The sequence below is a fragment of the Ruminococcus sp. 210702-SL.1.03 genome, from assembly GCF_020559915.1.
Lineage (GTDB): Bacteria > Bacillota > Clostridia > Oscillospirales > Ruminococcaceae > YE71.
In genome coordinates this window covers 1-22,999 of sequence record NZ_JAJCLZ010000029.1, presented here as the reverse complement: position 1 = coordinate 22,999, position 22,999 = coordinate 1, and the positions used below count along the sequence as shown (strand labels likewise).

The 22,999-nt window shown below is 38.4% G+C and carries 20 protein-coding genes and 1 pseudogene; 6 read left to right on the top strand and 15 right to left on the bottom strand.

Features of this window, described 5'->3' with window-relative positions; translation table 11 throughout:
* Positions 1-878, top strand: an 878-nt coding sequence (locus LI114_RS11510) for an IS3 family transposase (protein WP_227220784.1), incomplete at its 5' end; no start/stop codon positions are given.
* A 7-nt stretch (positions 879-885) separates the two neighbouring features.
* Here the strand turns inward: LI114_RS11510 and LI114_RS11505 are convergent.
* From LI114_RS11505 to LI114_RS11440, 14 genes are all read right to left on the bottom strand, one after another.
* Positions 886-2,385, bottom strand: coding sequence for a flippase (locus tag LI114_RS11505; protein ID WP_227220781.1), 1,500 nt, complete (start codon positions 2,383-2,385; stop codon positions 886-888).
* Positions 2,386-2,395: 10 nt separating this feature from the next.
* Positions 2,396-3,211, bottom strand: a complete 816-nt coding sequence (locus LI114_RS11500) for a hypothetical protein (protein ID WP_227220780.1) — start codon at positions 3,209-3,211, stop codon at positions 2,396-2,398.
* 15 nt (positions 3,212-3,226) lie between these two features.
* Positions 3,227-4,240, bottom strand: coding sequence for an acyltransferase family protein (locus tag LI114_RS11495; protein ID WP_227220779.1), 1,014 nt, complete (start codon positions 4,238-4,240; stop codon positions 3,227-3,229).
* Positions 4,237-5,526, bottom strand: a complete 1,290-nt coding sequence (locus LI114_RS11490) for a glycosyltransferase family 4 protein (protein WP_227220775.1) — start codon at positions 5,524-5,526, stop codon at positions 4,237-4,239. Before LI114_RS11490 ends, LI114_RS11495 begins: the two co-directional genes overlap by 4 nt.
* A 4-nt stretch (positions 5,527-5,530) precedes the next feature.
* Positions 5,531-6,958, bottom strand: a complete 1,428-nt coding sequence (locus LI114_RS11485; protein ID WP_227220774.1) for a hypothetical protein — start codon at positions 6,956-6,958, stop codon at positions 5,531-5,533.
* Positions 6,955-7,884, bottom strand: coding sequence for an alpha-1,2-fucosyltransferase (locus LI114_RS11480; RefSeq protein ID WP_227220772.1), 930 nt, complete (start codon positions 7,882-7,884; stop codon positions 6,955-6,957). The genes LI114_RS11485 and LI114_RS11480 overlap by 4 nt, the downstream gene beginning before the upstream one ends.
* A gap of 118 nt (positions 7,885-8,002) precedes the next feature.
* The gene (locus LI114_RS11475; RefSeq protein WP_227220771.1) at positions 8,003-9,202 is read right to left on the bottom strand and encodes a Coenzyme F420 hydrogenase/dehydrogenase, beta subunit C-terminal domain; all 1,200 of its coding nucleotides are present in this window, start codon (positions 9,200-9,202) and stop codon (positions 8,003-8,005) included.
* On the bottom strand, positions 9,189-10,373 hold the full coding sequence (locus LI114_RS11470) for a polysaccharide pyruvyl transferase family protein (protein ID WP_227220769.1): 1,185 nt from the start codon (positions 10,371-10,373) through the stop codon (positions 9,189-9,191). The genes LI114_RS11475 and LI114_RS11470 overlap by 14 nt, the downstream gene beginning before the upstream one ends.
* The gene (locus LI114_RS11465) at positions 10,370-11,152 is read right to left on the bottom strand and encodes a glycosyltransferase family 2 protein (RefSeq protein WP_227220768.1); all 783 of its coding nucleotides are present in this window, start codon (positions 11,150-11,152) and stop codon (positions 10,370-10,372) included. Before LI114_RS11465 ends, LI114_RS11470 begins: the two co-directional genes overlap by 4 nt.
* A 19-nt stretch (positions 11,153-11,171) precedes the next feature.
* A complete protein-coding gene (locus tag LI114_RS11460; RefSeq protein WP_227220766.1) occupies positions 11,172-13,427 on the bottom strand; it encodes a polysaccharide pyruvyl transferase family protein in 2,256 nt (751 codons plus the stop codon).
* A gap of 96 nt (positions 13,428-13,523) precedes the next feature.
* A complete protein-coding gene (locus tag LI114_RS11455) occupies positions 13,524-14,645 on the bottom strand; it encodes a glycosyltransferase family 4 protein (protein ID WP_227220764.1) in 1,122 nt (373 codons plus the stop codon).
* Positions 14,646-15,585: 940 nt separating this feature from the next.
* A complete protein-coding gene (locus LI114_RS11450) occupies positions 15,586-16,068 on the bottom strand; it encodes a GNAT family N-acetyltransferase (protein WP_227220763.1) in 483 nt (160 codons plus the stop codon).
* 212 nt (positions 16,069-16,280) lie between these two features.
* Positions 16,281-16,904: a GNAT family N-acetyltransferase gene (locus tag LI114_RS11445; RefSeq protein ID WP_227220762.1), complete on the bottom strand. Its 624-nt coding sequence runs from the start codon at positions 16,902-16,904 to the stop codon at positions 16,281-16,283.
* Positions 16,905-17,103: 199 nt separating this feature from the next.
* A complete protein-coding gene (locus LI114_RS11440; protein WP_227220760.1) occupies positions 17,104-18,222 on the bottom strand; it encodes an iron-containing alcohol dehydrogenase family protein in 1,119 nt (372 codons plus the stop codon).
* 139 nt (positions 18,223-18,361) lie between these two features.
* Between LI114_RS11440 and LI114_RS11435 the strand changes: the two are divergent.
* From LI114_RS11435 to LI114_RS11415, 5 genes and pseudogenes are all read left to right on the top strand, one after another.
* Positions 18,362-18,812: pseudogene (locus LI114_RS11435) on the top strand (recombinase family protein); the annotation flags it as partial.
* A gap of 78 nt (positions 18,813-18,890) precedes the next feature.
* Positions 18,891-20,234, top strand: a complete 1,344-nt coding sequence (locus LI114_RS11430; protein ID WP_227220757.1) for a TrkH family potassium uptake protein — start codon at positions 18,891-18,893, stop codon at positions 20,232-20,234.
* 12 nt (positions 20,235-20,246) lie between these two features.
* Entirely contained in the window at positions 20,247-20,891 is a 645-nt protein-coding gene (locus LI114_RS11425; RefSeq protein ID WP_227220785.1) for a potassium channel family protein, read from the top strand.
* 109 nt (positions 20,892-21,000) lie between these two features.
* A complete protein-coding gene (locus LI114_RS11420; RefSeq protein WP_227220756.1) occupies positions 21,001-22,116 on the top strand; it encodes an ATP-binding protein in 1,116 nt (371 codons plus the stop codon).
* A complete protein-coding gene (locus LI114_RS11415) occupies positions 22,109-22,792 on the top strand; it encodes a response regulator (protein WP_227220755.1) in 684 nt (227 codons plus the stop codon). The genes LI114_RS11420 and LI114_RS11415 overlap by 8 nt, the downstream gene beginning before the upstream one ends.
* 2 nt (positions 22,793-22,794) lie before the next feature.
* Here LI114_RS11415 and LI114_RS11410 read toward each other — a convergent pair.
* Positions 22,795-22,999 (bottom strand): hypothetical protein (locus tag LI114_RS11410; protein WP_227220754.1); only part of this gene is annotated, 205 nt, incomplete at its 5' end.

Here is a 22,999-nt window from a genome sequence, read left to right as displayed (position 1 = left end):
GGCACCTGTTCGTCAACGAATTTCGCTGTAAGTACGGCGTAAAGGCGATATGCAGGTTTCTGAAGATAAGTGAATCAGGCTATTATCGCTGGCTCAGAAATCAGAACAAACCCGGTGCACGACAGCTTCTTCTGGTCAAAATACAGGGCATATTATCAGAGCATTCGGATAACAGGAATTACGGTGTCAGAAGAATGCAGACAGCATTATCGCAGCGTGGAACTCATGTAAGTCTCAGGACTGTATACAGAACTATGAGCGAAGCAGGACTTGTCCACAGGCATCGCAGACCTCACGGTATTACAAAGGCTGACACAGCAGCACAGGACAGAGAGAATCTGATAAAGAGAGATTTCAGTGCAGAGAAGCCGCTGAACAAGCTCCTGACTGATATCACCGAAGTGCAGTGTTCTGACGGAAAGCTCTATATTTCGCCTGTTCTTGATTGTTTCAACGGTGAAATAATTGCACTTGAAATGCGTGATAATATGAAGAAGGAACTTTGCATAGATACCGTTAAACAGCTTCGTGAGAAGTACGGCAGACTCGACGGAACGATCCTGCACAGCGACCGGGGCTGCCAGTATACAAGCTATGCCTTCCGTCGTTCCCTTGTATCAGCAGGGCTTGTCCAGAGCCTCAGCGGAACTGCTCATTGCTATGATAATGCTCGTATGGAGAGCTTTTTCGCTACATTGAAAAAGGAGAAGCTGTATCAGATGCCGATATACAAAATGAAGCGTGATGAAGTAAAAACCATTATCTTCAGATACATCTTCGGTTATTACAACACCCAGAGAGTCAACAGCTTTAATGAAGGCGGACTCCCACCTGTGGCTCTCAGATCTTCCAGAGAGCTTTCTCATCACGCCGCCTGATATCTGCCTATTTCAGATTTTGGGTGTTTTCTGACTGCACTTTTCTTGACAATTTCATTTTTTTTATCTTTATCAAAAATCCATTAACCATAGAAAGTGCTGCATCATTTTTTAATGCCAAGAGTGCAGTTATGTAAACTATAATCGACATTAAAATTTTCATAATAAGATTTACGATAAATGCAGTCAAAAAAACATTACAAACAGCAGAAACAATAATAATCCCAATGCATCCCATGAGTAGACTTATCACATAGCGCAAAGAAACCTTTATTCTTAATACTTTCCTAACATAAAAATATTGATAAACACACATAAGTACTTCAGCCAAAAGAGTCGTAAATGCAGCTCCGTTTTGTTTAAAAGTTCCAATTAAAGCAAAATTCAAAACAATATTCAAAACAGCGCTCATTATAGTTCCTTTTAAAACGACTGTTTCTTTTTTCATTGGCAGTAAAACAGCATTAGTGTAATACGTTGCAATCATTGAAAACGCCAAACTCAGACTTAAAATTTTTAAAGATGTTGCAGCTTCTGCATATGATGCTCCAGCGATAATTTCAATTACAGCATCAGATGTAACAAATATTCCAACCATCACCGGAAGCAATATCATCATGAACATCTTAAAAATATCAATTGCTGTTTTTTCATACTCTTTCTTGTGATTTGTCGCAAGAAAATTGGATAATCTCGGTAAAGCCACGAGAATAACTGCCGCTATACAGCTTTTCAGCACAGTATAAATATTAACAGAGGTTGAATATAAGCCCACATGAAATTCATCAGACAAGAATCCAAGTATTGTTTTATCTGAGTTAACATATATTGTCGTTGTAACAGTAGATGCAAAAATTACCATGATCGGCTTGAAATGCTTTTTTAAGTTAAGATTTCTTGTGAAACGTATTTTTACATATTTTTTTGCATGAAAAAAATTAAAAATATTGGCACCCGCATTAGCAACAACTGTTGTTGCTGCATATATAACATAATCGGCCTCATTATGAACAAACAAAAACAGTAACACTAAAGCAATAATATGTACCACGAGAGAACGCACCGTAATATATGCATAATCTTCGACAATCGAATAAAGCCATGTCACACCAATCATATTACCAAATATCGCTAAGCTTTGAATGGCAATCAAAGGTATATACGAGTGAAACTTAGGAACAGCAACGACCACAATAACAAGAGCAATAATTGAAATCACAACAGATATTATATTGATTGAAAACATTTCACTGGAAAATACTTCGAGATTCTCTTTGCTATCTCGAACTCTTGCTCCTTCTCTGATTGCATATGTTGCTATTCCCAAACCTGCAATCAGCACAAAATAACTCACAACAGAATTTGAAAAATCCACTTTTCCCATATTCTCGACTTGCAAAACACGTGCAGCATAAGGATATGTTATAAGCGGAAATATAACTGATAATATTGTTTTCAATCCATTCAGTAATGCATTGACTCCAATAGACTTCTCTTTTCTTCCCATAAATAACCTTTTACCTCTTAATCATCTTTAATATCTTTTTTGTCGCCCACCTAATGAAATTTGACCATCCTCCAATTTTTATTGAGGCATTCATTTTGGACATGCTGCCCCCCGCTAATTTTTCAATTTGATGAAGATTATAGGAAAGATATTTCGGAAGCGCAAACGGATATATTGCAACTCCGTGTTCATCTATATCTATTTTTATCGTATGTAATTGATCCATTGTTTTAACCAACTCATACTGTTCTTGATTCTGCTTGGAACGATTTGGAAACATATAAAAGATATTCGTTGATGAGTCTGGAATTCGAGTGTAATATTCAATGTATTTCTTTTCCCCAGTAGTGCAGTATTCTTTAAGGTACGGGTTTTGTTTTAAATGATCAAAATGGTGACTTAATGAAAACTGCCCAGCGAAAGAATAGGATATTTCTGCATTTAATTCCATTGCAAGAATTGTACCTATAAATCCACCTGATGAAGCCCCTACACATCGAATAGTGTATCCCTTCGTTATACTTCTAATAAAATCAATCAGCTTATCATAAGTATTAATCCTACTATTGATTCCCTTAACATACCAGGACAACCAAATATCACGAATAAATATCTCTATTTCAGGTTTGCAATCCGCTCGCAAATTAGACCATTCATAACGATCTTCTTTGATTATTTTATCTTCAAATGACTGAAGATTATCTTTTTCATACAAAGCATTACTAGAGCAATAAATATATGCTAATCCGTTCTTACAGCTATTGTATTCAATCTTATAATTATATTTCTCATACTCCGCTTGAATCAAATCATATATATCATTCATCCTTATATCCTCAAATCAGTTAATTCTCTTCTTACCATATAGTTCTGGAATAAAGCGATTACTAAATATGACAATAGGAATCACCACCAAAACGCATACTATAAAAACAAATAATGTCATAAAAAACTCAGAAATATGTATTGCCATCCGAACAAATATCATTTCTACTATATTTTTAAAAAACTGAGTTAATGAAAATTGCCAAACATAAATCACTATAGAATTCTTTCCACACCATATTAGTGCCTTTGAATTACGTAATAAATCACTAACAAACCATACTGTTGCTATTCCGCAAAAACTAGAGATAAAAAATAAAAATATATTCCCATAATTATTGTTATACATAGTTACACTTGAATTATGCAACGCAACTACTGCCAACAGACACGAGGTTAAAATTATAATGACAAGTTTTCCAAATAAAGACGCTCTTCTGCCAATATCCTCCTTTACAAGAACAGGTTTCAGAGCAAAGCCAGAAGAATAAAACATCAAAGCCATAGGTGTAACATTCAAATAAAATGGAGATTCATCTGGGAAAAAAGCAAAATCAACAATGATCATTGTGCATATCATGCAGATTACAATAATAACTACTGTTGATAATATCTTTTTGACATTTATAAATTTAGATAATATAAAAAACACTATTTCAGTAACAAAAAGTACTTGTAAGAACCAATACCTCCAAAACTGATACATCAAATCTATATCATAAATATTTCCACCTTTAATCACTATAGTAAATACTGCATAATAACAATACGATATTACCCCAAGCAAAATCTGTGGTAATAATATAGTCCTTATTTTTTTTATAAAAAATGCACCAAAACTCATTCTAGTTTCAGCTGCTGTTTTGCCTAACAGTCCAGACAAGAAGAAAAATAGCGGCATATGAAAGCTGAGTATAATTCTATTTAAAGGTGCATCTAATGAATAAAAGCTATGGCCTAATATAACAATTAAAATCGCTATTCCACGTGCTACATCAATTTGATTATTTCTTTTCCTTAATTCCTTCATAATTTCCTACATTCTTCAATCATTATTCTGTAGTTCTCAATAGTTTGATTCACAACAAGTTCCTGTCCTTGTCTCTCTCGAATCCAATTATAAGAAGATTCTGAAAAACTCTCTGCAAGTTGATCTGAGTCAAAAATACGAGAGATATATTCCGCAAGCATCAAAGGTTCATTAAATGTATACAGATAACCATCTTTACCATCTCGAAGCATTTCTGGAACACCACCGACATAACTAGCTACTGTCGGGATACCAACTAACTGAGCTTCACAAAGAGAATTAGGGCTATTCTCAATTGAAGATGGAAGAACCATCACGTGTGCTTTTTTTAGCTCCTCTACAATCTCTTCAGCATTCAATACTCCTGTAAAGTGTATACAATCTTGTAGCCCATATTCTTTAATTTTTCTAAACAACAATTTCACATAACCAGATTGAAGAATCTGATCTTTAATTGTTTGATTCTTCATTATATTTTTTCCAGACATATGCAACTCAATATCTGGATATCTAATTTTTAGATGATACATTGCCTCAAGAAGAATATGTAAGCCTTTAATTGGCTTAAATCCCTGATGCATGAATATTCTATGTCTTTTTATATTCTTCAATTCCCAACGTTTTGCTTCATAAAACTCTGGTCTAATCATTTCAGGCGCAAATAAATATTTTGCATTAGGATTTATAGCAAGCGAAGATACCTTATCCCATGTAGTGCGTCCACCCAAATAGTGGACTCCCTTTAGCATTTCCTGCTCAAATCGACTTCTATGTACTGCACTTCTTTGATCACCAAGAATTCCAGATCCGCGTAACAGATCTCGAATCGTGACATTCTTCTTTATTTCATCGTAGATAATTCCAGCGGTATAATCCTTAAAATAATTAGCTAAAATTCCCTGCAACGTCAAATAAAGTGGTATGTTAGGTTTCATTTTAATAAGTTCATACGGAACCATAGATTCACTTCCATGAATATGGATGAGATCGGGTTTAAAATCATTGATTATCTGGTTCCAATTTTTTCTTGCATTTTCTCCACCCCCATTAGACTTCATCTTCTTCTCATCTGGAAGAAAATAAAAATCAATGTTATTAACACAATACTTCTGTATTTCTTCGCTATTTGCTACTGATACAATAGCTAGGTGAATATCTTCCCTATTCCTTAACTGATCTGCCAGTGCACGAGCCCATGTACATGCATATTCCGCTTTTTTCCCAACCTTATCTGCAACTTCAGGGAACGTAACAAATACAGTCCACATTATTCTCATACAACTCATATCACTAACTCCTTCTAGTCCTCAATCTAATACTTATCCTTTCATCCATAGTAATCAGAATTAAGCCAATTACATATTTCCAGCAATTAGTCTGAATAATCTGCACGTTAACTGCCATAGACAATGCGCACCAAAAAACGATTTGGAATAACATCAATCTTTTATACAAACTAAAACTTGTTTTCATCTTGGTTTGCGCCACTATCATCAGCCAGGCTAATACAGCTGTATAAACAAAAAAACCCAAAAAACTAAAAACATAATATGACATGGCAATATTGGGAATAATGAGCTCTATATGTCCAGTGTTCTGGCCAAAAAATGTTGCCGTAGATTCACCTACAATTCCCAACATTGATAATAACTTGGGGATATTGGCTACCGTATCATACAAAAATGTTGATATTCTTCCATCCGTGCATTGCATAACAGAGTTAATACCATTACCTACTGGAAACACCCCTGCAAAATATTCATTCAAAGCACTTGGTGTTAAATATGTCTCAAATGCTTTCCAAAATGACAATGACATACCATGGGCAATTCTTTTATAAAAAGTTCCTAATAAAAGTGCAAATATTACGGTTACAGAACCACTGATGATTATAATCTTTCTTTGTTTCGGAAAGAAATACAAAAGGACATAAACCATTGCCAATACTGCTACTAAAATACTCCAGCGTGAAACGCTTTTTCCATTGGACCATCCACATGATACATATGCCATCGAAGCAATTATCACAAATACAAATTTCATCCAATACGAAAGCATTCTATTTTCTTTTATAATTTTAAGAATCTGTACATATATAATAACCAATCCAATATAATAAATAATAAGATATTCTCCTGGAATCTGACTTCTATATTCGGATAGAGTATACGTAATACTGGAAACATCTTCAGAAGTAACATTAAAATTAAACAACATATCTCGAATGGGAACATTAGAAATTAAAATTAATGCAAAACAAACTACAATAATAGCCTTTATAACACCAAATTTTCCAAGATAAATGACATTATTTTCCGAATCGTGCTCTATAATCCTTTTTTTATTTACATACGGAATAAGGAAATACATCACCAAATACACTACAACCAATTCAAAAATCATATAAAACACTGATTCCGTATAAAGATTTGTCGTTGCCCATACATGACCATCATACTTATGTATTATACACGTAACTACCGGAGTCACTACATAGCGAAGGAAAGCGATTATCTCAAATATGAGTAATCCCATTCCAGCTTCATATTTGTAAATTTTTTTGATTAACAGGTGTAAAAAACCAAATACCAGCGGTAGTAGCCAATAACAATGTACCGCTGGTTCAGGACTTCCTTTTAACCAACAAATTAAAGTTCCAATTAATCCTAAGAAGAATAGTGCAATTCTAACCCTACGGAAACCAGTCTCTACTATCATACTTCAATTTTTCTCCACTCTTTTGGAATTATGTCATTTGCTTCTGGTTGATCCTTTCTCCAAACTGATGGCACCCATACATTTTTTGTTGTATTTCTTGCAAGAAATGCTGCCCACCAACTAAAAGTACTATTTGATATAATGAAATGTTTACAAGCTTTCATAAGTCTAAGTTCTTCATAATCTGGATTATCAAGATCAACATATTGAATATTTGCATTAAAATGATAGTTTTCTTTTATCCATTCAATATCATCGTGTCCCGTTGAGAAAACAAAAAACACTGGATTTATTAATTTAGATTTAGCTTCCTCAATCGCTTTATTATAGTATTCAAAATCACAAACCTGTAATGCTTTCCATTTTTCGTCTAGGTAATCACCACGACGAATATGCACACAGACAGCATTTACTGCTTCTATTTCTGTCAATTTTTCGATATTTCTTTCAGATGCAGGAGTGATGATTTCCAATTCATCTCTAAGAATGTCTTCAATTCCTTCGACAGTATTTGCATTTTGAAAAAAACCAAAAACATACTTATTCTTTCGATTCGATTTCACAATAGAATATGATTCACTTGCTCTATGAGCATAGTACATTCCTCTTTTACTTCGTTTTAAATATTTCTTCTCACCAATTGCCTGTTTCTTCAATAAACGCCATCCAAGAAAATCAATTCCAAACGCAAATGGTATTGCAAAATAAAATTTTTTTAATTCTTTTACAGCGTCTGTTTCTCTAAGCACAGAAACATTGCTATTTAATCTACAATGATTTAAAGAGTACTCTCGAAAATCATTGCGATGCATATATTCCGTATTAATGACAATCTGTTCGCCAGAATATTTTTCTTGAATCTTTCTGGTATAAGCATACTCAAACATTTGATTGCCTAAACCAGATCGCATAATCAGTTCAATCATCTTTATCTCTTTGTGTGATAATTAGATAGTTAATTATCACTCTTTCCTTTCTTTTTACTTACTGTATGTATGAATTTATACAATTCGGATTTCTTCTAACTTTGCTCTATAACTCACATTATTTTGTCTTAATCTTATGCTTTAATAAACGCATAAAATCTTGTAAACCGATAACTTGCAGAAAAATTCGAATTTTGTGCGTTAAAATATGTTTCCAAGTAATCGGGAACCACTTTTGCATCAATGAATAACCATCTAAAACCGTAGCATCTTTAAAAAACTCCGCTCTGTGATTGCTCTTCATGTTAGACTTAAACATTGCTGAATTTCTATTTATTATTTGCTCTGTTTGCATTTCAATAAGATCATAGGAATTTCCGATTTCTTTTATAATATTGCACCCTTTTTCTGTATGGATAAGGATCTTTGTTGCCCCAAGTCCATCATTGAATTCTGGTGCATCTTTTGCGACTGTATTGCAATCCCAAATTGTGAAATCACTTCTTCTGTACTGCTTTCTAAAATGACAATTATAGCACGAAGGTCTATCGCAAATATTTGCAAAGAAAGCTCTAAGAAACGGATCTGCTTCCATGCCACAATGATAAAATTCTCCCTTTTTCCTCCCGACAAGTTTCATTGTCGGAAAATTGTAACTATATTTTTTGTCTCTGAAATGAACATCTATAATCGTATCATGATATTTTTTAGAAACATACTCTAAATACTTATCAAAAATCATCGGAGACGGAACAGAATGGCAGACAATATCAACAGTTATTAGATTACTATAGTCCTCTTTTAAAAAGGATAAAAGTCCTTCCACCTGACATGGAGTTCCGCTGAATAATACTTGTTTACCTTTATCAAGATTTGTCTTAATATGTGCAAACGTTTTATTTCCAACAATGCTTTGCATATATTTGCTTCCTGCAAATCTAATTAAATCTTCTTCTAAATCAGTTGAAATATGCACTGCATGAAAAGCTTCATCTAAAACGACTCCACAAACAACTCCACCGCTTTTTATCACATAACTTCCTAGATTATAAAAGAACCCACCTGCTGCACTAGCTTTTTTTATCTCCCTGTTCTTGTTCCTAACAATATAAGCCTTTTGCTCGAACGAAGTTTCCTCTACAACATTTTGTATAGGACATACTTTATCGCAAGCACCACATTGTACACACTTATTCTTGTCAACAGACGGGTATAAAAATCCTTCATCGTCGCTAGTCATAGAAATACATCTTAGCGGACATATACTCATACATGCCGTGCATCCACAGCATTTACTCTTATCATTAATTTCTATCATTTTTACCTAATGCTTTCTTTAAAAAATCAATAGATGCTTCCCTATAAAGGCTTAGTCTAGTATCGATTTTGTCATATGGAATAGGATTTTTCAAGTATTTATCAATATCTCCAAAGTCAGATACAAGCCTTTTATCAAAATCAATTATATCAAACAAACTATCAATTCGAGTATTCGTAGATTCTTTTCCTTCTTTGAATCTCATAAAAGTAAAAAACTCTTTATGATTAAGTATTGAAAACACTGTCGCATGGAAGGAATCTGTGCATATATAATTCGCATGCTTAATCAAATTTACGAATTCTTCTGGGCCTGCATCAAACTCCTCTATATCAGAATAGTTTTTATCAACCTTTTTATACTTTCCCATATGAGGTAGCGACACAATGATGCATCCAGTTTTCTCAGCTAACATTCTAGCAAACTTCCTATGCTCTTGATTATTTCCAATCAAATAACACAGTATGTATGGCTTATTTATTAGTTCTTGATCTGCTACAATTGTTGCCCATCGATTTCCATCTAATAAAAGTGTTGGATCACAAACCATTTCAGGTTTCTGCCCTATAGCTTTCTCAACAATAGTAACTGCAGATACTTCCCGAACCGAAATATACTGGAATCTTGATAGAAATGCTTTGGTTTTGGCTATGTAAGCATCTGTAAGGCTACCAACACCAAAGCTTGTGGAATAAGATATTTTATTAATTTCTTTTGGAACCCAATTTAATGTGTAGTAGTCTGCGTCAATATTAGATGGTAACCATAACTGATCACTTCCCACAAGAATATCTGTGAATTCACGTTCCACATAATCGGCAAGCTCTTTGTAAGAACTACATTTGCTCGTCAGTCTAAACTTTTTAATATATGAATTAAATGCCTTTGCTCGCTTTGCTGCCTTTCTACCATAAGACTTATTAATCTTCTGATATAGACGAGAAAATACATACCCCATCTTATTTGCAAATATTCTATAATCTGTAATATGAGACAAATAGTACTTTACTTTTGCTCCTTTCACACTAGCGTCTAAACCTGAATTATCTATTGTATAATTATTTATTCCTAAATCATCCAACATTTGTTGTGTCGCAAATGCCTGCAGTTGACTACCATAATTATGTTGAAAATAGCAAGAAACAATCGCTACTTTTTTATCTTTCATCATTTTTTTACCCCAAATCGAACTTTACTGGCTATATCCTTACCAAATAAAGTTAAAACTTTCTTAATTTTTCCTTTTATCCACAAATATGTTAGAAAATAATATTCATCGAACACACTTCCGCCATTACGACGTATTATTTCTCGGCACTCATTTCTTTTAACTTTTTCGCCAGCCTGTGATACACCACCTAATCGAAAAATACCAACAACAGCATCAACCTCTTTCATGATCGCACCTTTTCTATGAAACCTAAACAATAGTTCCAAATCCATAGAATTCTTAAATGCTACATCATATAAACCATATTTATCGAATGCCGTTTTCTTAATATAGCATCCCATATGGCAAACATGAAACAGCGTTGGTATCTTTTTAAAAGTCATCGTCGGGTGAAGTATATACTCATATCCAGTATCAAAATTTCTTACAAGCTCAGATGCCCGATACATTTCAACGTTTTCTTCATAGGCATCTACTATTTTTTGCACAGCATCTGATAGCAAAATATCATTGGAATTACAAATACCAATGATATCACCTGTCGCAGCAGTTATACCTTTATTAAATCCATCACTAATTCCTTTGTCTGGCTCTGATATAAAATATGCAATTTTATCTTTGTATCGATTTACAATTTCCACAGTCCGATCTGTTGAAGCAGCGTCTATCACAACATACTCTACATTATCATATGTCTGAGATAAAACGCTTTGAATAGTTTTTTCAATTGTATCCTCACTGTTATATGAAATTGTTATTATCGAAACCTTAGGCTTCATTTCAAACCTCCTCGTATAATCATAGTATTCGTTTCAATATTTTTTTTACTCTCCATGGCAAACGATTTTTAATTTTATTCTTTATAGAACAGGTCACCGATAGTTGTGTATCTATAACATCTTCTTTGGTGCAATCTATGGATATTCTTTTTTTCGACGCCGTTGAATGACTAATGCTGGGATTAAATTTTTGAGCCTCTTCAAAACTACTCTCATAAAGATCCAGTCTATTTTTTAAAGGCTCAAACATCCTATTTCCTTTCTCTGTGTTAATCATAACCAAAGAAATTCCTGAGTCAGTATTGATTTTAGAGTTAGTTTTTTCAATTCCCCAGAAATCTCCAATAGTTATATCACCTGAGCGTAATCTTCCCTTAAAACTACACTTATAACAACTATTTCTAAGAATAGATCCGCATAAAAATGATCCATAGTATGGGTCTTCATAGGAATATCCTGAATTAAGCCCATTTGAAGTTTCATAATAATATTTAGAATGTTCTCCCGTTGGTCGTTCGCATTTACTACGAAATTGATACTTAAGTACAGGAGTATTTCCTTTTTGAGATAACCACTGTATATATTTTCTAAATAGTCCTGGCGCTGGAACACCATGGCAAACTACTTCTACACAAATTAAATTATTAAAATCTTTTGCTAGATAGTTTCTAATTGCTGCAATTTGACATCCTGTTCCACTAAAAAGAACATTTTTAGCAGACAACAAATCCTCCTTTATCATTGGGTATACTAAGGATATCTCTGATTGCACATATTTAGAGCCGCTCAATTTATACAGCTCAGATAGATTAGAAATTCTTTGATGACGCACAACATCTACATCTATGTATGCTGCACCATATACTACTCCGCCAGCATCAATAATCGACTTGGCTAATTCACCAAATACACCACCAGATGTACTTTTGGTAATTAATTTTCTATCACGTGTCTTCGCTGCATAAACTTGTTTTACTTTTTCTCTAGCAATAAAACTATATTCAGGACAATTCTTTATGCAAAGACCACATCCAATGCAATCCCTCTTGTTTACATGAGGATAAAGAAATCCATCATGTTTTTCTTTCATTTCTATACATTGCTTTGGACATACTACGCTACACAATCCACAACCATTACAGTTTACATGAGGAATATCTTCTACTTTCTTAACTTTTAATACACTATTAAGCCATTCCAACGCATATCTTCTATCATATTCTACTTGAGAATTAACCTTAGTGTATTCTTGAAGATTAAAAATGTCTGTAGTTGTTCCAAGCCGATTAGTAAGATTATAATGTTCTAATAGAGTATATATTCTTGAGTTCTGAGATCCTGGATTATTATCAGAAAATCTTTTTAATACAGTAAATGGCTTATTATAAATAATCGAAAATACTGTCCCATGAAAAGAATCCGTAATCACATAACTCGCATTTTTTATTAACCCAACCCATTCTTCTGGACCTATATTCTTTAATATTTTCGCATTAACCTGATAAGTCTGTTTTACTGACGGAACAATTACGATTTGATATTCTAACTGCTGCGATACATTCTCAACATATTTCCAATGGTCTTCATTCCAAGACAAAAAATAGCAAAATATATAATTGTTAAGATTTAAATTATATTTAGAAACTTTGTCCCAATCCGTTTTTTGCAACAACAAGGTAGGATCCGGCATAACCGGTACTACTTTACCTGTTAAATTTTTTACAATCTCACATCCGCTACTTTCTCTAACTGAGATATAATCAAAACGATTTAAATAATTCGTTATCTTTGTTGCTTTCTTTCCCTTTATTGATGAGACACCGAAACTACACGCATATGCAATTTTTCTTTCCGTTTCGCTTAAAAAATCAAAATAAAATACGGGATTCAATAAAACAGGCGACCATATCTGATCACTTCCGCATATATATGCATCAAACTCACCGTCTATAGTAGCTACTTCTTTCGGAGAAGAATATCGTTGTGTAATATTAATATGGTTCTCACGAAAGTCATCAAATTTCTTTTGTTTTTCACTGAGTTCTCTTGGTGATCCAGCTACTTTTTTCGCGCAATAGGCATCCCATTTTTCTAAAAATAACTTCAAGGAATTTTTATTCTTAATCAGATTTTCTACTTTTTTCACAGTAGAAGGTGCATAATCAATATTTTCTGTCGGATATCCTTGATTACGTAAAGCTTTTTGAAGTGCATAAGCCTGTAAAATGCTTCCGTAATTTCCGTTATGTAGCCATGTTAATATACCAATTTTCATAATTTCTTTCCTAACTCTCTACAATATAATGCTCCATGCTCCTTAAGAAACTACTAATACTTTTAATCTGGTCTCCCTCATGTTATTCTCCGTCATTTATAATCTCTCAAACAATTTTCCATGTTCCTCAGAAACTCTCCGAGCATTAAATCTGTTATGTACATCTTCCATGCCCTGTGCTACCAATCTATCCCTTAGTCCATCTTCCCAATAGATCCGTAGCACTGCCTTACTTGCTCCTATATCATCGTCAGCTTCTACAAGCAGACCATTTTCTCCATCCCGGATTATATTGGGAATGGCATCCACTCTGCTCGCTACAATGGGCTTGCCTGCCATCATATACTCAGGCAGAGCCAAACCAAAGCCCTCCCAGCGACTCAGTAAACATGCAATATCAAAAAGCTCTACATAACTAATTGGATTATCAACCCAGCCTGTAATATGTAGCCTATCTGCAAATCCATTATCAGCCGCGTACTTTCTGATTTCGTCTTCCTGATTTCCGTTTCCAACAATAATAAAATGTGCATTGGAAATCTTATCTTTCACTTGCTTTGCCATCTTAATAAACACATCTGGTGCTTTTTGAGGAGTCATTCGTCCAACCATACCAACAACAAATGCGTTTTCTGGAACGTTCAGCTCTCTCCTTTTAACTGCACCATGTACTCCATTCTCATAGGCTTCGATGTCCACACCGTTAAAAATGACCTGTAACTTGTCCTCTTTGCATATTTTCTTATCCAATGCCGACTGTTTCTCCGCATCTGAAATGCAGATAATCTTATCGCAGAATGGCGCAGCTACCTTTTCAATAGCTGTGTATATTGTCTTTTTCTTTGCAGAACATCGCATATTAAATGCCCACCCATGTGGATTGTATACACAGTGATTTTTCAAACCAATATCTGCAACACGAGCAATTGCTCCAGCTTTGCTGGAATGGGCATATACAATATCGGGGTTATGTTTTTTTATCAGTGCTCTGACCCCTTTAATCGCCTTTAAGTCATTTACTCCAATAGCTCTGGTCATCTCGACCTGTTCAAATGAATCCACCAAATCTCTATAGTCTTCTTCATGGAAATCTTGTGAGCAAACCAATATATTCTCAAACTTCTTCTTGTCCAAATACTTGAGAAGCATTCGGATGTAGCGATCCACGCCACCTGCGGCCTGCGCCACATGCAATATTCTGATTTTATTCTTCCTCATCCCTCAAATACTCCTCGTCCTTTTTCTTTCTGCAAATTTATGTAAGCCTTTTACTCTCCATGTCCCAACAGGCACACCTTAAGCATCTTAAAAATAATCTTCCAGTCCACCCAAAAGCTGCGCCCCTTCACATATTTCGCATCCAGATCCATCCCTCAAAAGAGAGGTCATTACGATGCGGGGCGATCTGCCAGTAGCAGCTCAGTCCGGGTGTCACATATAGGCACTGTTTCTCGTACTCGCCCGTACTGCTCCACCTCGCGGGAAAGTGCTGGGTCTTTTCGTCATAATCCTTCCAACTATTTCTCTATTCTCCTAAAGTGTTGACCCTTATTGTCATACCCCTATCAGCCAGCAACCGTATCTCCATCAGGACAGGTCTACTCCAGAAAATCAGTTATATTTAGTGTGTTTTTCACTCCACCGTAGACCATCAGACCTCAACTGAAAGTTTGAGGTAGACATTAACAGACACACGTTCTGTACCCGTACCGCGATTTTACAAATCTTTTTCGTAATCTCATACAATTATCATTAAATTAGATTTACAAAAAAAAGCTGCCAAACCATTTTATTCAGCAGCAAAACTTATACCATATCTCTATCCACTTTTCCTCCCGCATTTCAACAATTCTCACCATTTATCAACCTAATACTCACAAATAATTCAAAAATATTTCATTAACCATTATACCATTTTAACGTCAATCTGTCAACGGCTTTAATGCGATAAAGTAATCAATTTTTTGGAATTCATGAATTTTGACTAAACTGCGCGCTTTTCGACTTTATATTTTATAGATTTTACACCCGCGAAAACCCCATCCGTGCGCTGTTTTAAACACTTCTGACGTTTTCTTCATGATTTGCCGATGAGTTCGTTACATCTTGCGTCTGCCGATTTTCCAGTATACCTTTTATAATAGGCAATCGTTTCAGCTTAAAGCCCCTTCAAATAAAACCTGTCCATCCCGCCGTGCACTGCCGACGCCGGCTTCTCTATCTGCCGAAAACCCTCCCGCTCGTACAATTTTATCGCCACCGCCAGATTTGTGTGCGTTTCGAGATACAGGTTTTTGTACCCCGCCGACCGCGCCCAACTCTCCGCCAGCCGCAGCAGCTCTTTTCCGTAGCCCATGCCGCGAACCGTGCTGCTCAGATACAGCTTTTGCAGCTCCGCACAGTCCGCTATGCCGCTAAACTCCGCAACGCCCGCTCCGCCGATCACGTTTCCCGCTTCGTCCAGCGCCGTGAAATACACGCGCTTCTGCGGGTCGGCATTGTAAAATCCGCTCATGTGGTCAAGCTCCGGGTCAAAATACACCGTGCCCGCAATGTCAAGATGGTAGTACTCCAAGTTGGCGCGTATCAGCTCGGCAAGCGCCTTGTCGTCGGCAGGCTCTATTTTTCGGTAATTCAGCATATTTATCCCTCCGCGGACATTTTCTCTGTCATAATTATAACACATTTCGCGCCTTTCTGTCAATAAAAAACAGCCGAGCAATCACCCCGCCTTGAACAGATCAAACAGATCACGCTCACGCTGAAATGTCGATCGCACAGCAAAAAAGCTCTCCACCGCATTTGGCAGAGAGCCTTTGTCATTTTATCGTTTTAGTTCAGAATATCAGATTATCAGAATATCTGCCCATAGAGCTTTAGCTTCTCTTTCGACGGGAACCGCTTGTCAAACTCCTCAGCCGCCGCCCCGTCAACAAAATAGCCTGCGGGCGTTGAGTATTCGCCAGTCACGCCGTCAAGATAGCCTGCGGCAAGCTCTTTGCAGAGGAAAAACGACTGATCCGCACCCTCGGGCAAGCCGTGGTATCTTATGCCGAATTCGCTTGCATATGTGAAGCCGCTCTTGCCGTAAAAGCCGATGCTGCCCTCAAAGCACACCGCTCCGCAGCCCATTTCTTTCGCCCTTTCGAGGGAATAGTCGAGCAGTATCTTTCCGTAGCCCTGCCGCTTGAACTCGGGCGCTGTGCAGATAGGCCCCATTGTCATTATCGGCAGGTCTTCTCCGCTGTCCGACTTTATCGCCGCACGCACGAACACATTCTGCCCTATTATCCTGCCGTCAAGCAGCATTACAAGATCAAGCTGCGGCACAAAATCCGCGTCGTTCCTCAGCTCATGAAGCACAAAATGCTCCAGACAGCCCGGACGATAGACGTTCCAAAAGCTTTCTCTGACAAGGTTCTCTACCTCGCGGTGTTCTTCCTTTTTCTCTAAACGTATCACGATATTTTTATTCATTGTTATACCTCCCAAATGTTGTTAAACTCAACTGCTTCTCAGCGGGAGGTTTGAAAGACTGCCGTAAACCTCCCGTTTACGCTGCAATCTCCGGTGTATTGTACTTGTTCAAAAAGCACTCTCCTATTCAAAAATTTTATGATAAAGCCGTTAGGCTCTGTCAGCTTGTTTTAATTATACGCTAACTGTTCCATCAGTATCACGCCTTTGCAAGAAATTCTCTTCCAGCCTTATCGGTATCAAGTATCGCCTTTACAAACTTCTCCTCAGTCGGTTTGCCCGGAACATAAGTCCACTCTACTACGCTTGCCGCCTTGTGTGCGATAGCCGCAACGTCCTCTTCTGCAAGGTCTATCTCGCCCAAAGTGCATGGCAGACCAATGCTGTGATTAAATTCAAATATACGCTTGCGCTCTTCAAGCTGTCCATCATAGGTCAGCAGGCAAAGCACGCCGAATGAAACTATCTCGCCGTGAAGATGATTATGCTCGCACTTCGGGAAAAGCGACGCACCGTAATATACGCAGTGTGCAAGCGACGAATTGTAATAGTAATCGTCCTTCGGGTCGGGGTTGTTCTGATGAACTGTAAAGTTTGAAACAAGTCCCGCTGTGATGATTATATCAAGCGCCACCTGCTCGATGTCTTTTGAGGAGATGTTGTTACTGCAATCCTCCAGTGCTTTCTTTCCGTAAGAGATAAGCGGCTCTGTGCAGGCGGCAGCAAGCACCCTGCCCAGCAGCGGAGTGTGTATCATATCCTTTTCGCGGCAGGCAAAAACAACTTCATATTCCTTGCTTAGAGCATCGCCGATACCTGCCCAGAAAAGCTTTTCGGGCGACTCTGCGATTATCTTTGTGTTGATGAAAGTGTGCAGGGCGGGTGCTTTTAGGTAGGCATATTCTTTAAAAGTCCCGTCGGCATTGTAAATTACCGAGATAGCTGTGCATGAAGCGCAGTTTGAAGCAAGGGTCGGGAAAGTAAAAAACGGCTTGTCCATGCGGTCGCAGAGGGTCTTTACAGTATCAACTGCACGTCCGCCGCCAACACCGAAAACCATATCCGCGTTCTGCACTTCCGGCATAGCCTTGAGCATTTCAATGTTCTCATAATTCGAGTCGCCGCCGTACCAGATAAAATCGGCAAGCTCGATATCAGAGCCTTTCAGCGCCGCAAGCAGTTCAGGCTTAGCCTTTTCCATAGCGGTCTTTCCGCCGATAACGACTGCCTTTTTTCCATAACGTCGGGTAACATATGGTATCTCTTTGTAACAGTCGTCGCCGATAGAGTAGCTTGGTAAAAATTCGTTGTAAGTCATATTCTTCTCCTCCATTATTTCCGACAGCGTGGCGCACGGTCATGTTGTCCATATAGTTTAATAATACAACTATATAAGGAATGATCTGTTTATATTTTTTTGAGATTTTGTTAATATTTTTAAGAGATGAGGTATCCGCGACTATCAGGTTGACCGCATCTTCTTCCGAGAAGATTTCGGGAGCGAGCGCAGACCGCCCTCAGCTTAAAGCTATGCTGGACTATGTGCGTGAGGGTGACACCCTCTACATCGAGAGTATCAGCCACAAGGAAAACATCGACACCGATACTCCGTCAGGAAAGTTTATGCTCACCGTGTTCGCTGCACTCTCTCAGCTTGAAAGAGAGCAGTTCAAACAACGTCAGCGTGAGGGCATCGAGATCGCTAAGGCACAGGGAAAATACACAGGCAGAAAGCCGATTGAGATCGACTGGACAAGGTTCGGTCAGCTCTATGGGGAATGGAAGTCCAAGAACATCACGGGCAGAGACTTTATGCGGAGAATGGGCTTGTACGGAACGGATTATGGTTGTGCCAATAGACTACGGGCAAGTAGCACACATCAATATTGTGCCTTAACGAAATCTTAACACCGTAACCGTAATCTTAACAGCACCTTAACCGCTCTTGTGATATAATAAAGCTATCATTTGAACGAGAGGTGTACGATGTTACATAAAAATAGAGTAAAAAACAAAACTCATATGACTTCATTTCAGGTCATCATTATCAGTTTCTTTTGCCTAATTCTGGTAGGTACGCTGCTTCTGATGCTGCCGATCTCATCAAGGCAGCGGTGTGTGACTTCATTCCCTGATGCAATGTTCACAGCCGTTTCAGCTACCTGTGTGACTGGGCTTGTTGTAAAGGATACTGCTACATACTGGTCTCTGTTCGGGCAGGCGGTCATTCTGATGCTAATACAGATCGGGGGTATGGGCGTTATCACCGTCGGGCTTGCGATCATTAGAGCATCAGGGCGGAAAATCGGTCTGTGGCAGCGCAGTACGATGCAGGAATCTATCTCCGCACCGCAGGTAGGCGGTATTGTAAAGCTGACAGGCTTTATCCTTAAAACATCACTTATCATAGAGATGATCGGTGCGGCTTTGCTTGCACCCGTTTTCTGCAATGATCTTGGTATCGCTAAGGGACTGTGGTATTCCTTGTTTCACAGCATATCGGCTTTTTGCAATGCAGGCTTTGATCTGTTCGGCATAAAAGAACCGTTCTCATCGCTGACCTTTTACCACAGCAACATCTATCTCAATATCGTCATCATACTGCTAATTATTACGGGAGGCATCGGCTTTCTCGTCTGGGGCGATATCGGAACACACAAGTACAGGATCAGGCGCTTCTCTCTGCAAAGCAAGGTCGTACTGATGACATCTGCTGTCTTGATCGTTCTGCCTGCGCTGTATTTCTTTTTTTATGAATATGACAGTGAGACTATCCATGACCGGACGATCCATTCACTGTTTCAGTCTGTCACAACACGAACCGCAGGCTTTAACACAACTGATCTCGCTGCTATGGATGAATCAGGTACAGCCATTATGATCATTCTTATGCTTATAGGCGGTTCTCCCGGTTCCACCGCAGGCGGTATGAAAACAGCGACTTTTGCTGTTCTGTTCCTTTCTGCGATCACAGTGTTATGCCGCAGAAATGATGTGCAGTGCTTCAAAAGAAGAATATCAGACGAAGCTGTCCGCAGTGCAGGCGCTGTTTTGTTTATGTATCTTGTATTGTTCTTTACAAGCGGTATCATTATCAGCAGAGTGGAAAATCTGCCGCTGCTGACCTGTCTGTTTGAAACAAGCTCAGCTATCGGTACTGTAGGGCTGTCACTCGGCATTACAAGCGGTCTGTCTGCTGTATCTCGTGTGATACTGATGATACTTATGTTTTTTGGGAGAGTCGGCGGACTGACACTCATTTATGCAGCTCTGCCGTCGACTGACAGTAAGAATTCACGCTTACCGCTTGAAAAAATATCCGTAGGATAAGGAGTCTTATATATTAAAACAATTTTAATTATCGGAGTAGGTCAATTCGGCAGTCATATTGCCAGACGCATGAAGGAGCTTCGGTGTGAGGTCATGGCAGTAGATAAAAATGATGAGCATATCAACGATATCCTGCCCTATGTGACCAACGCAAGGATCGGTGACAGCACCAATGAGGAATTTCTCCGTTCGCTTGGTGTAGGAAACTATGATGTTTGTATCGTTGCCCTCGGCAGCCTGTTTCAGTCCTCTCTGGAAACAACGTCTTTGCTCAAGGAGCTGGGGGCAAAGAAAGTCATATCCCGTGCGACAAATGATGTACAAATGAAATTCCTGCTTAAAAATGGAGCCGATGAGGTTGTCTATCCTGAGATGCAGATGGCACTTCGCATCGCTACAAAATATGCATCAGACAGCATACTCGACTTTATTCATCTGGATAACAATTACTCGATCTACGAACTGAAAGTACCGAAGGACTGGTTCGGAAAGTCGCTTTCACAGATCGATATACGAAAGAAATTCAAGATCAATATTCTGACGATCAAACGCGGAGAAGAGGTATTTATCCCTGCACCGGACACTGTAATTGAAACTGATGACATCGCATTTGTCATAGGTGAGGTTCGGGATATCCAGAAATGTTTCAGAATTTAGGAGATGAATTCATCGAGGAGATACAAAAGAGCAGCCGTGGACACAACCTGTCAGAAGATGATGTTGACGAACACAGAAGTGATATGTTATAATAACAAGGGTGATTCTTATGACTGTTAATTCTATAAAGAGCTCTAAAGCATTTTCTGTGTTCAAAGACTCCGCTATATGTCTTGTGGTGCTGACAGCCGCAACACTTGCCGGATACGCATTCAAAGCCTTTCAACTTGCCGATGCGGACATTATCATGCTGTATATTATTGCTGTGCTTGTGATATCCATTTTTACATCAAAGATGTATTTCTGCCTGATATCATCATTAGTAGGAGTAATGCTTTTCAACTGCTTCTTCACATATCCTGAGTTTTCTCTTTCAGCTCACGATGCAGGCTATCCTGTCACATTTGTGATGATGTTTATTACAGCGTTCATTGCAGGAACGCTTGCCAATAAGCTGAAACGCAATATCCTGATCGCCGAGCAGAATGCCCGTGAAAAGGAGGAGGCGGCACTTCTGGCGCAGAATGAACAGCTTAGAGCTGATATGCTCCGTTCCATATCCCATGATCTCAGAACACCGCTGACCTCCATATCAGGCAATGCCAGTACGCTCATTTCCGGCGGCGATACGCTTGATGAATCAGCACGTCAGCAGATATACACGGATATTTATTCCGAATCAATGTGGCTTATCGAAATGGTGGAAAATCTTTTATACGCTACACGAATTGAGGACGGCAGAATGCAGCTCAATATCTCGGTAGAGATACTTGATGACATTGTTCAGGAGGCTGTCAGACACACCAAACGCACTCACCCAAAGCGAAATATCATCGTTGATATGTATGACGAGATAATCCCCGTTATGGCAGATGCGAACCTTATCGTACAGGTCATAGTCAATCTTATGGATAATGCTGTCAAGTACAGTGATGAGGATTCTGATGTTACCGTCAGTGTGCGCCGAGAAAATGCGTATGCTGTGATATCCGTGTCCGATCACGGCACTGGTATCTCCGATGAAGAAAAAGAAAAGGTATTTGATATGTTCTATACGGGCGGCAGCCGTTCCTCAGACAGCAGAAGAAGTCTGGGGCTGGGACTTGCACTTTGCAGGTCAATTATAACTTCACACGGCGGTACTATATCTGTCAGCGACAACATACCAAACGGTACAGTTGTCAGCTTTACTCTGCCAATAGGAGAGGTCGATTTGAATGAATGAATATCTAGTTCTGGTGGTGGAGGACGACAAGCCTATCAGAAATCTTATTACAACTACTCTTAAAATGAACGACTATCGCTTTATTACTGCTGTCAGGGGCAATGAAGCGATCATGCTCAGCGCCTCGCATAAGCCTGATATTATCATACTTGACCTTGGACTGCCTGATATTGACGGCGTTGAGGTGATAGAGCATATACGCACTTGGAGCGATGTTCCTATCATCATAGTCAGTGCAAGGAGCGAGGACAGGGACAAGATAACAGCCCTTGACAAAGGTGCAGATGATTACCTGACAAAGCCTTTCTCTGTTGATGAACTTCTCGCAAGGCTCAGGGTGATACAAAGGCGGCTTATGAAGTCCGAAAACATCTCGGTCACGGAGTTTGTCAATGGCAGATTACGGATAGACTATGCTTCGGGCTGTGTTCACCTTGATGATGAAGAACTTCACCTGACACCGATAGAATACAAGCTGCTTTGCCTGCTTGCCAAGAATGTCGGCAAGGTGCTGACGCATAAGTACATTATCCAAAGTGTATGGGGAACTCCTGCGGATAACAGCGAAGCCTCCCTGCGTGTATTTATGGCTACCCTGCGAAAAAAGCTGAGTGACAGCAGTCAGGCGCTGATACAAACACATATCGGTATTGGGTATCGTATGATGAAATTATAGTTTTAGGGAGCAGTACAAAGCAGACACTTTATTTGATGATCTGTATCGCCTTCAATGGCTGCAAAAACAATTGAACTGATTTTTTCTAAAGAAAAAAAGGGCAATGCGGTTTCGAATAATAAACTGTGTAAACGCAATAATCGCCAAATTTCTGACAATACTAAAATTGCAGCCAAACAGGGCAACGCTGAGGAGCGACCTGACGCA

Coding starts and splice junctions, on each gene's coding strand:
- LI114_RS11505 (WP_227220781.1), bottom strand. CDS start 2,385: ATGGGAAGAAAAGAGAAGTCTATTGGAGTCAATGCATTACTGAATGGA.
- LI114_RS11500 (WP_227220780.1), bottom strand. CDS start 3,211: ATGAATGATATATATGATTTGATTCAAGCGGAGTATGAGAAATATAAT.
- LI114_RS11495 (WP_227220779.1), bottom strand. CDS start 4,240: ATGAAGGAATTAAGGAAAAGAAATAATCAAATTGATGTAGCACGTGGA.
- LI114_RS11490 (WP_227220775.1), bottom strand. CDS start 5,526: ATGAGTTGTATGAGAATAATGTGGACTGTATTTGTTACGTTCCCTGAA.
- LI114_RS11485 (WP_227220774.1), bottom strand. CDS start 6,958: ATGATAGTAGAGACTGGTTTCCGTAGGGTTAGAATTGCACTATTCTTC.
- LI114_RS11480 (WP_227220772.1), bottom strand. CDS start 7,884: ATGATTGAACTGATTATGCGATCTGGTTTAGGCAATCAAATGTTTGAG.
- LI114_RS11475 (WP_227220771.1), bottom strand. CDS start 9,202: ATGATAGAAATTAATGATAAGAGTAAATGCTGTGGATGCACGGCATGT.
- LI114_RS11470 (WP_227220769.1), bottom strand. CDS start 10,373: ATGATGAAAGATAAAAAAGTAGCGATTGTTTCTTGCTATTTTCAACAT.
- LI114_RS11465 (WP_227220768.1), bottom strand. CDS start 11,152: ATGAAGCCTAAGGTTTCGATAATAACAATTTCATATAACAGTGAGGAT.
- LI114_RS11460 (WP_227220766.1), bottom strand. CDS start 13,427: ATGAAAATTGGTATATTAACATGGCTACATAACGGAAATTACGGAAGC.
- LI114_RS11455 (WP_227220764.1), bottom strand. CDS start 14,645: ATGAGGAAGAATAAAATCAGAATATTGCATGTGGCGCAGGCCGCAGGT.
- LI114_RS11450 (WP_227220763.1), bottom strand. CDS start 16,068: ATGCTGAATTACCGAAAAATAGAGCCTGCCGACGACAAGGCGCTTGCC.
- LI114_RS11445 (WP_227220762.1), bottom strand. CDS start 16,904: ATGAATAAAAATATCGTGATACGTTTAGAGAAAAAGGAAGAACACCGC.
- LI114_RS11440 (WP_227220760.1), bottom strand. CDS start 18,222: ATGACTTACAACGAATTTTTACCAAGCTACTCTATCGGCGACGACTGT.
- LI114_RS11430 (WP_227220757.1), top strand. CDS start 18,891: ATGTTACATAAAAATAGAGTAAAAAACAAAACTCATATGACTTCATTT.
- LI114_RS11420 (WP_227220756.1), top strand. CDS start 21,001: ATGACTGTTAATTCTATAAAGAGCTCTAAAGCATTTTCTGTGTTCAAA.
- LI114_RS11415 (WP_227220755.1), top strand. CDS start 22,109: ATGAATGAATATCTAGTTCTGGTGGTGGAGGACGACAAGCCTATCAGA.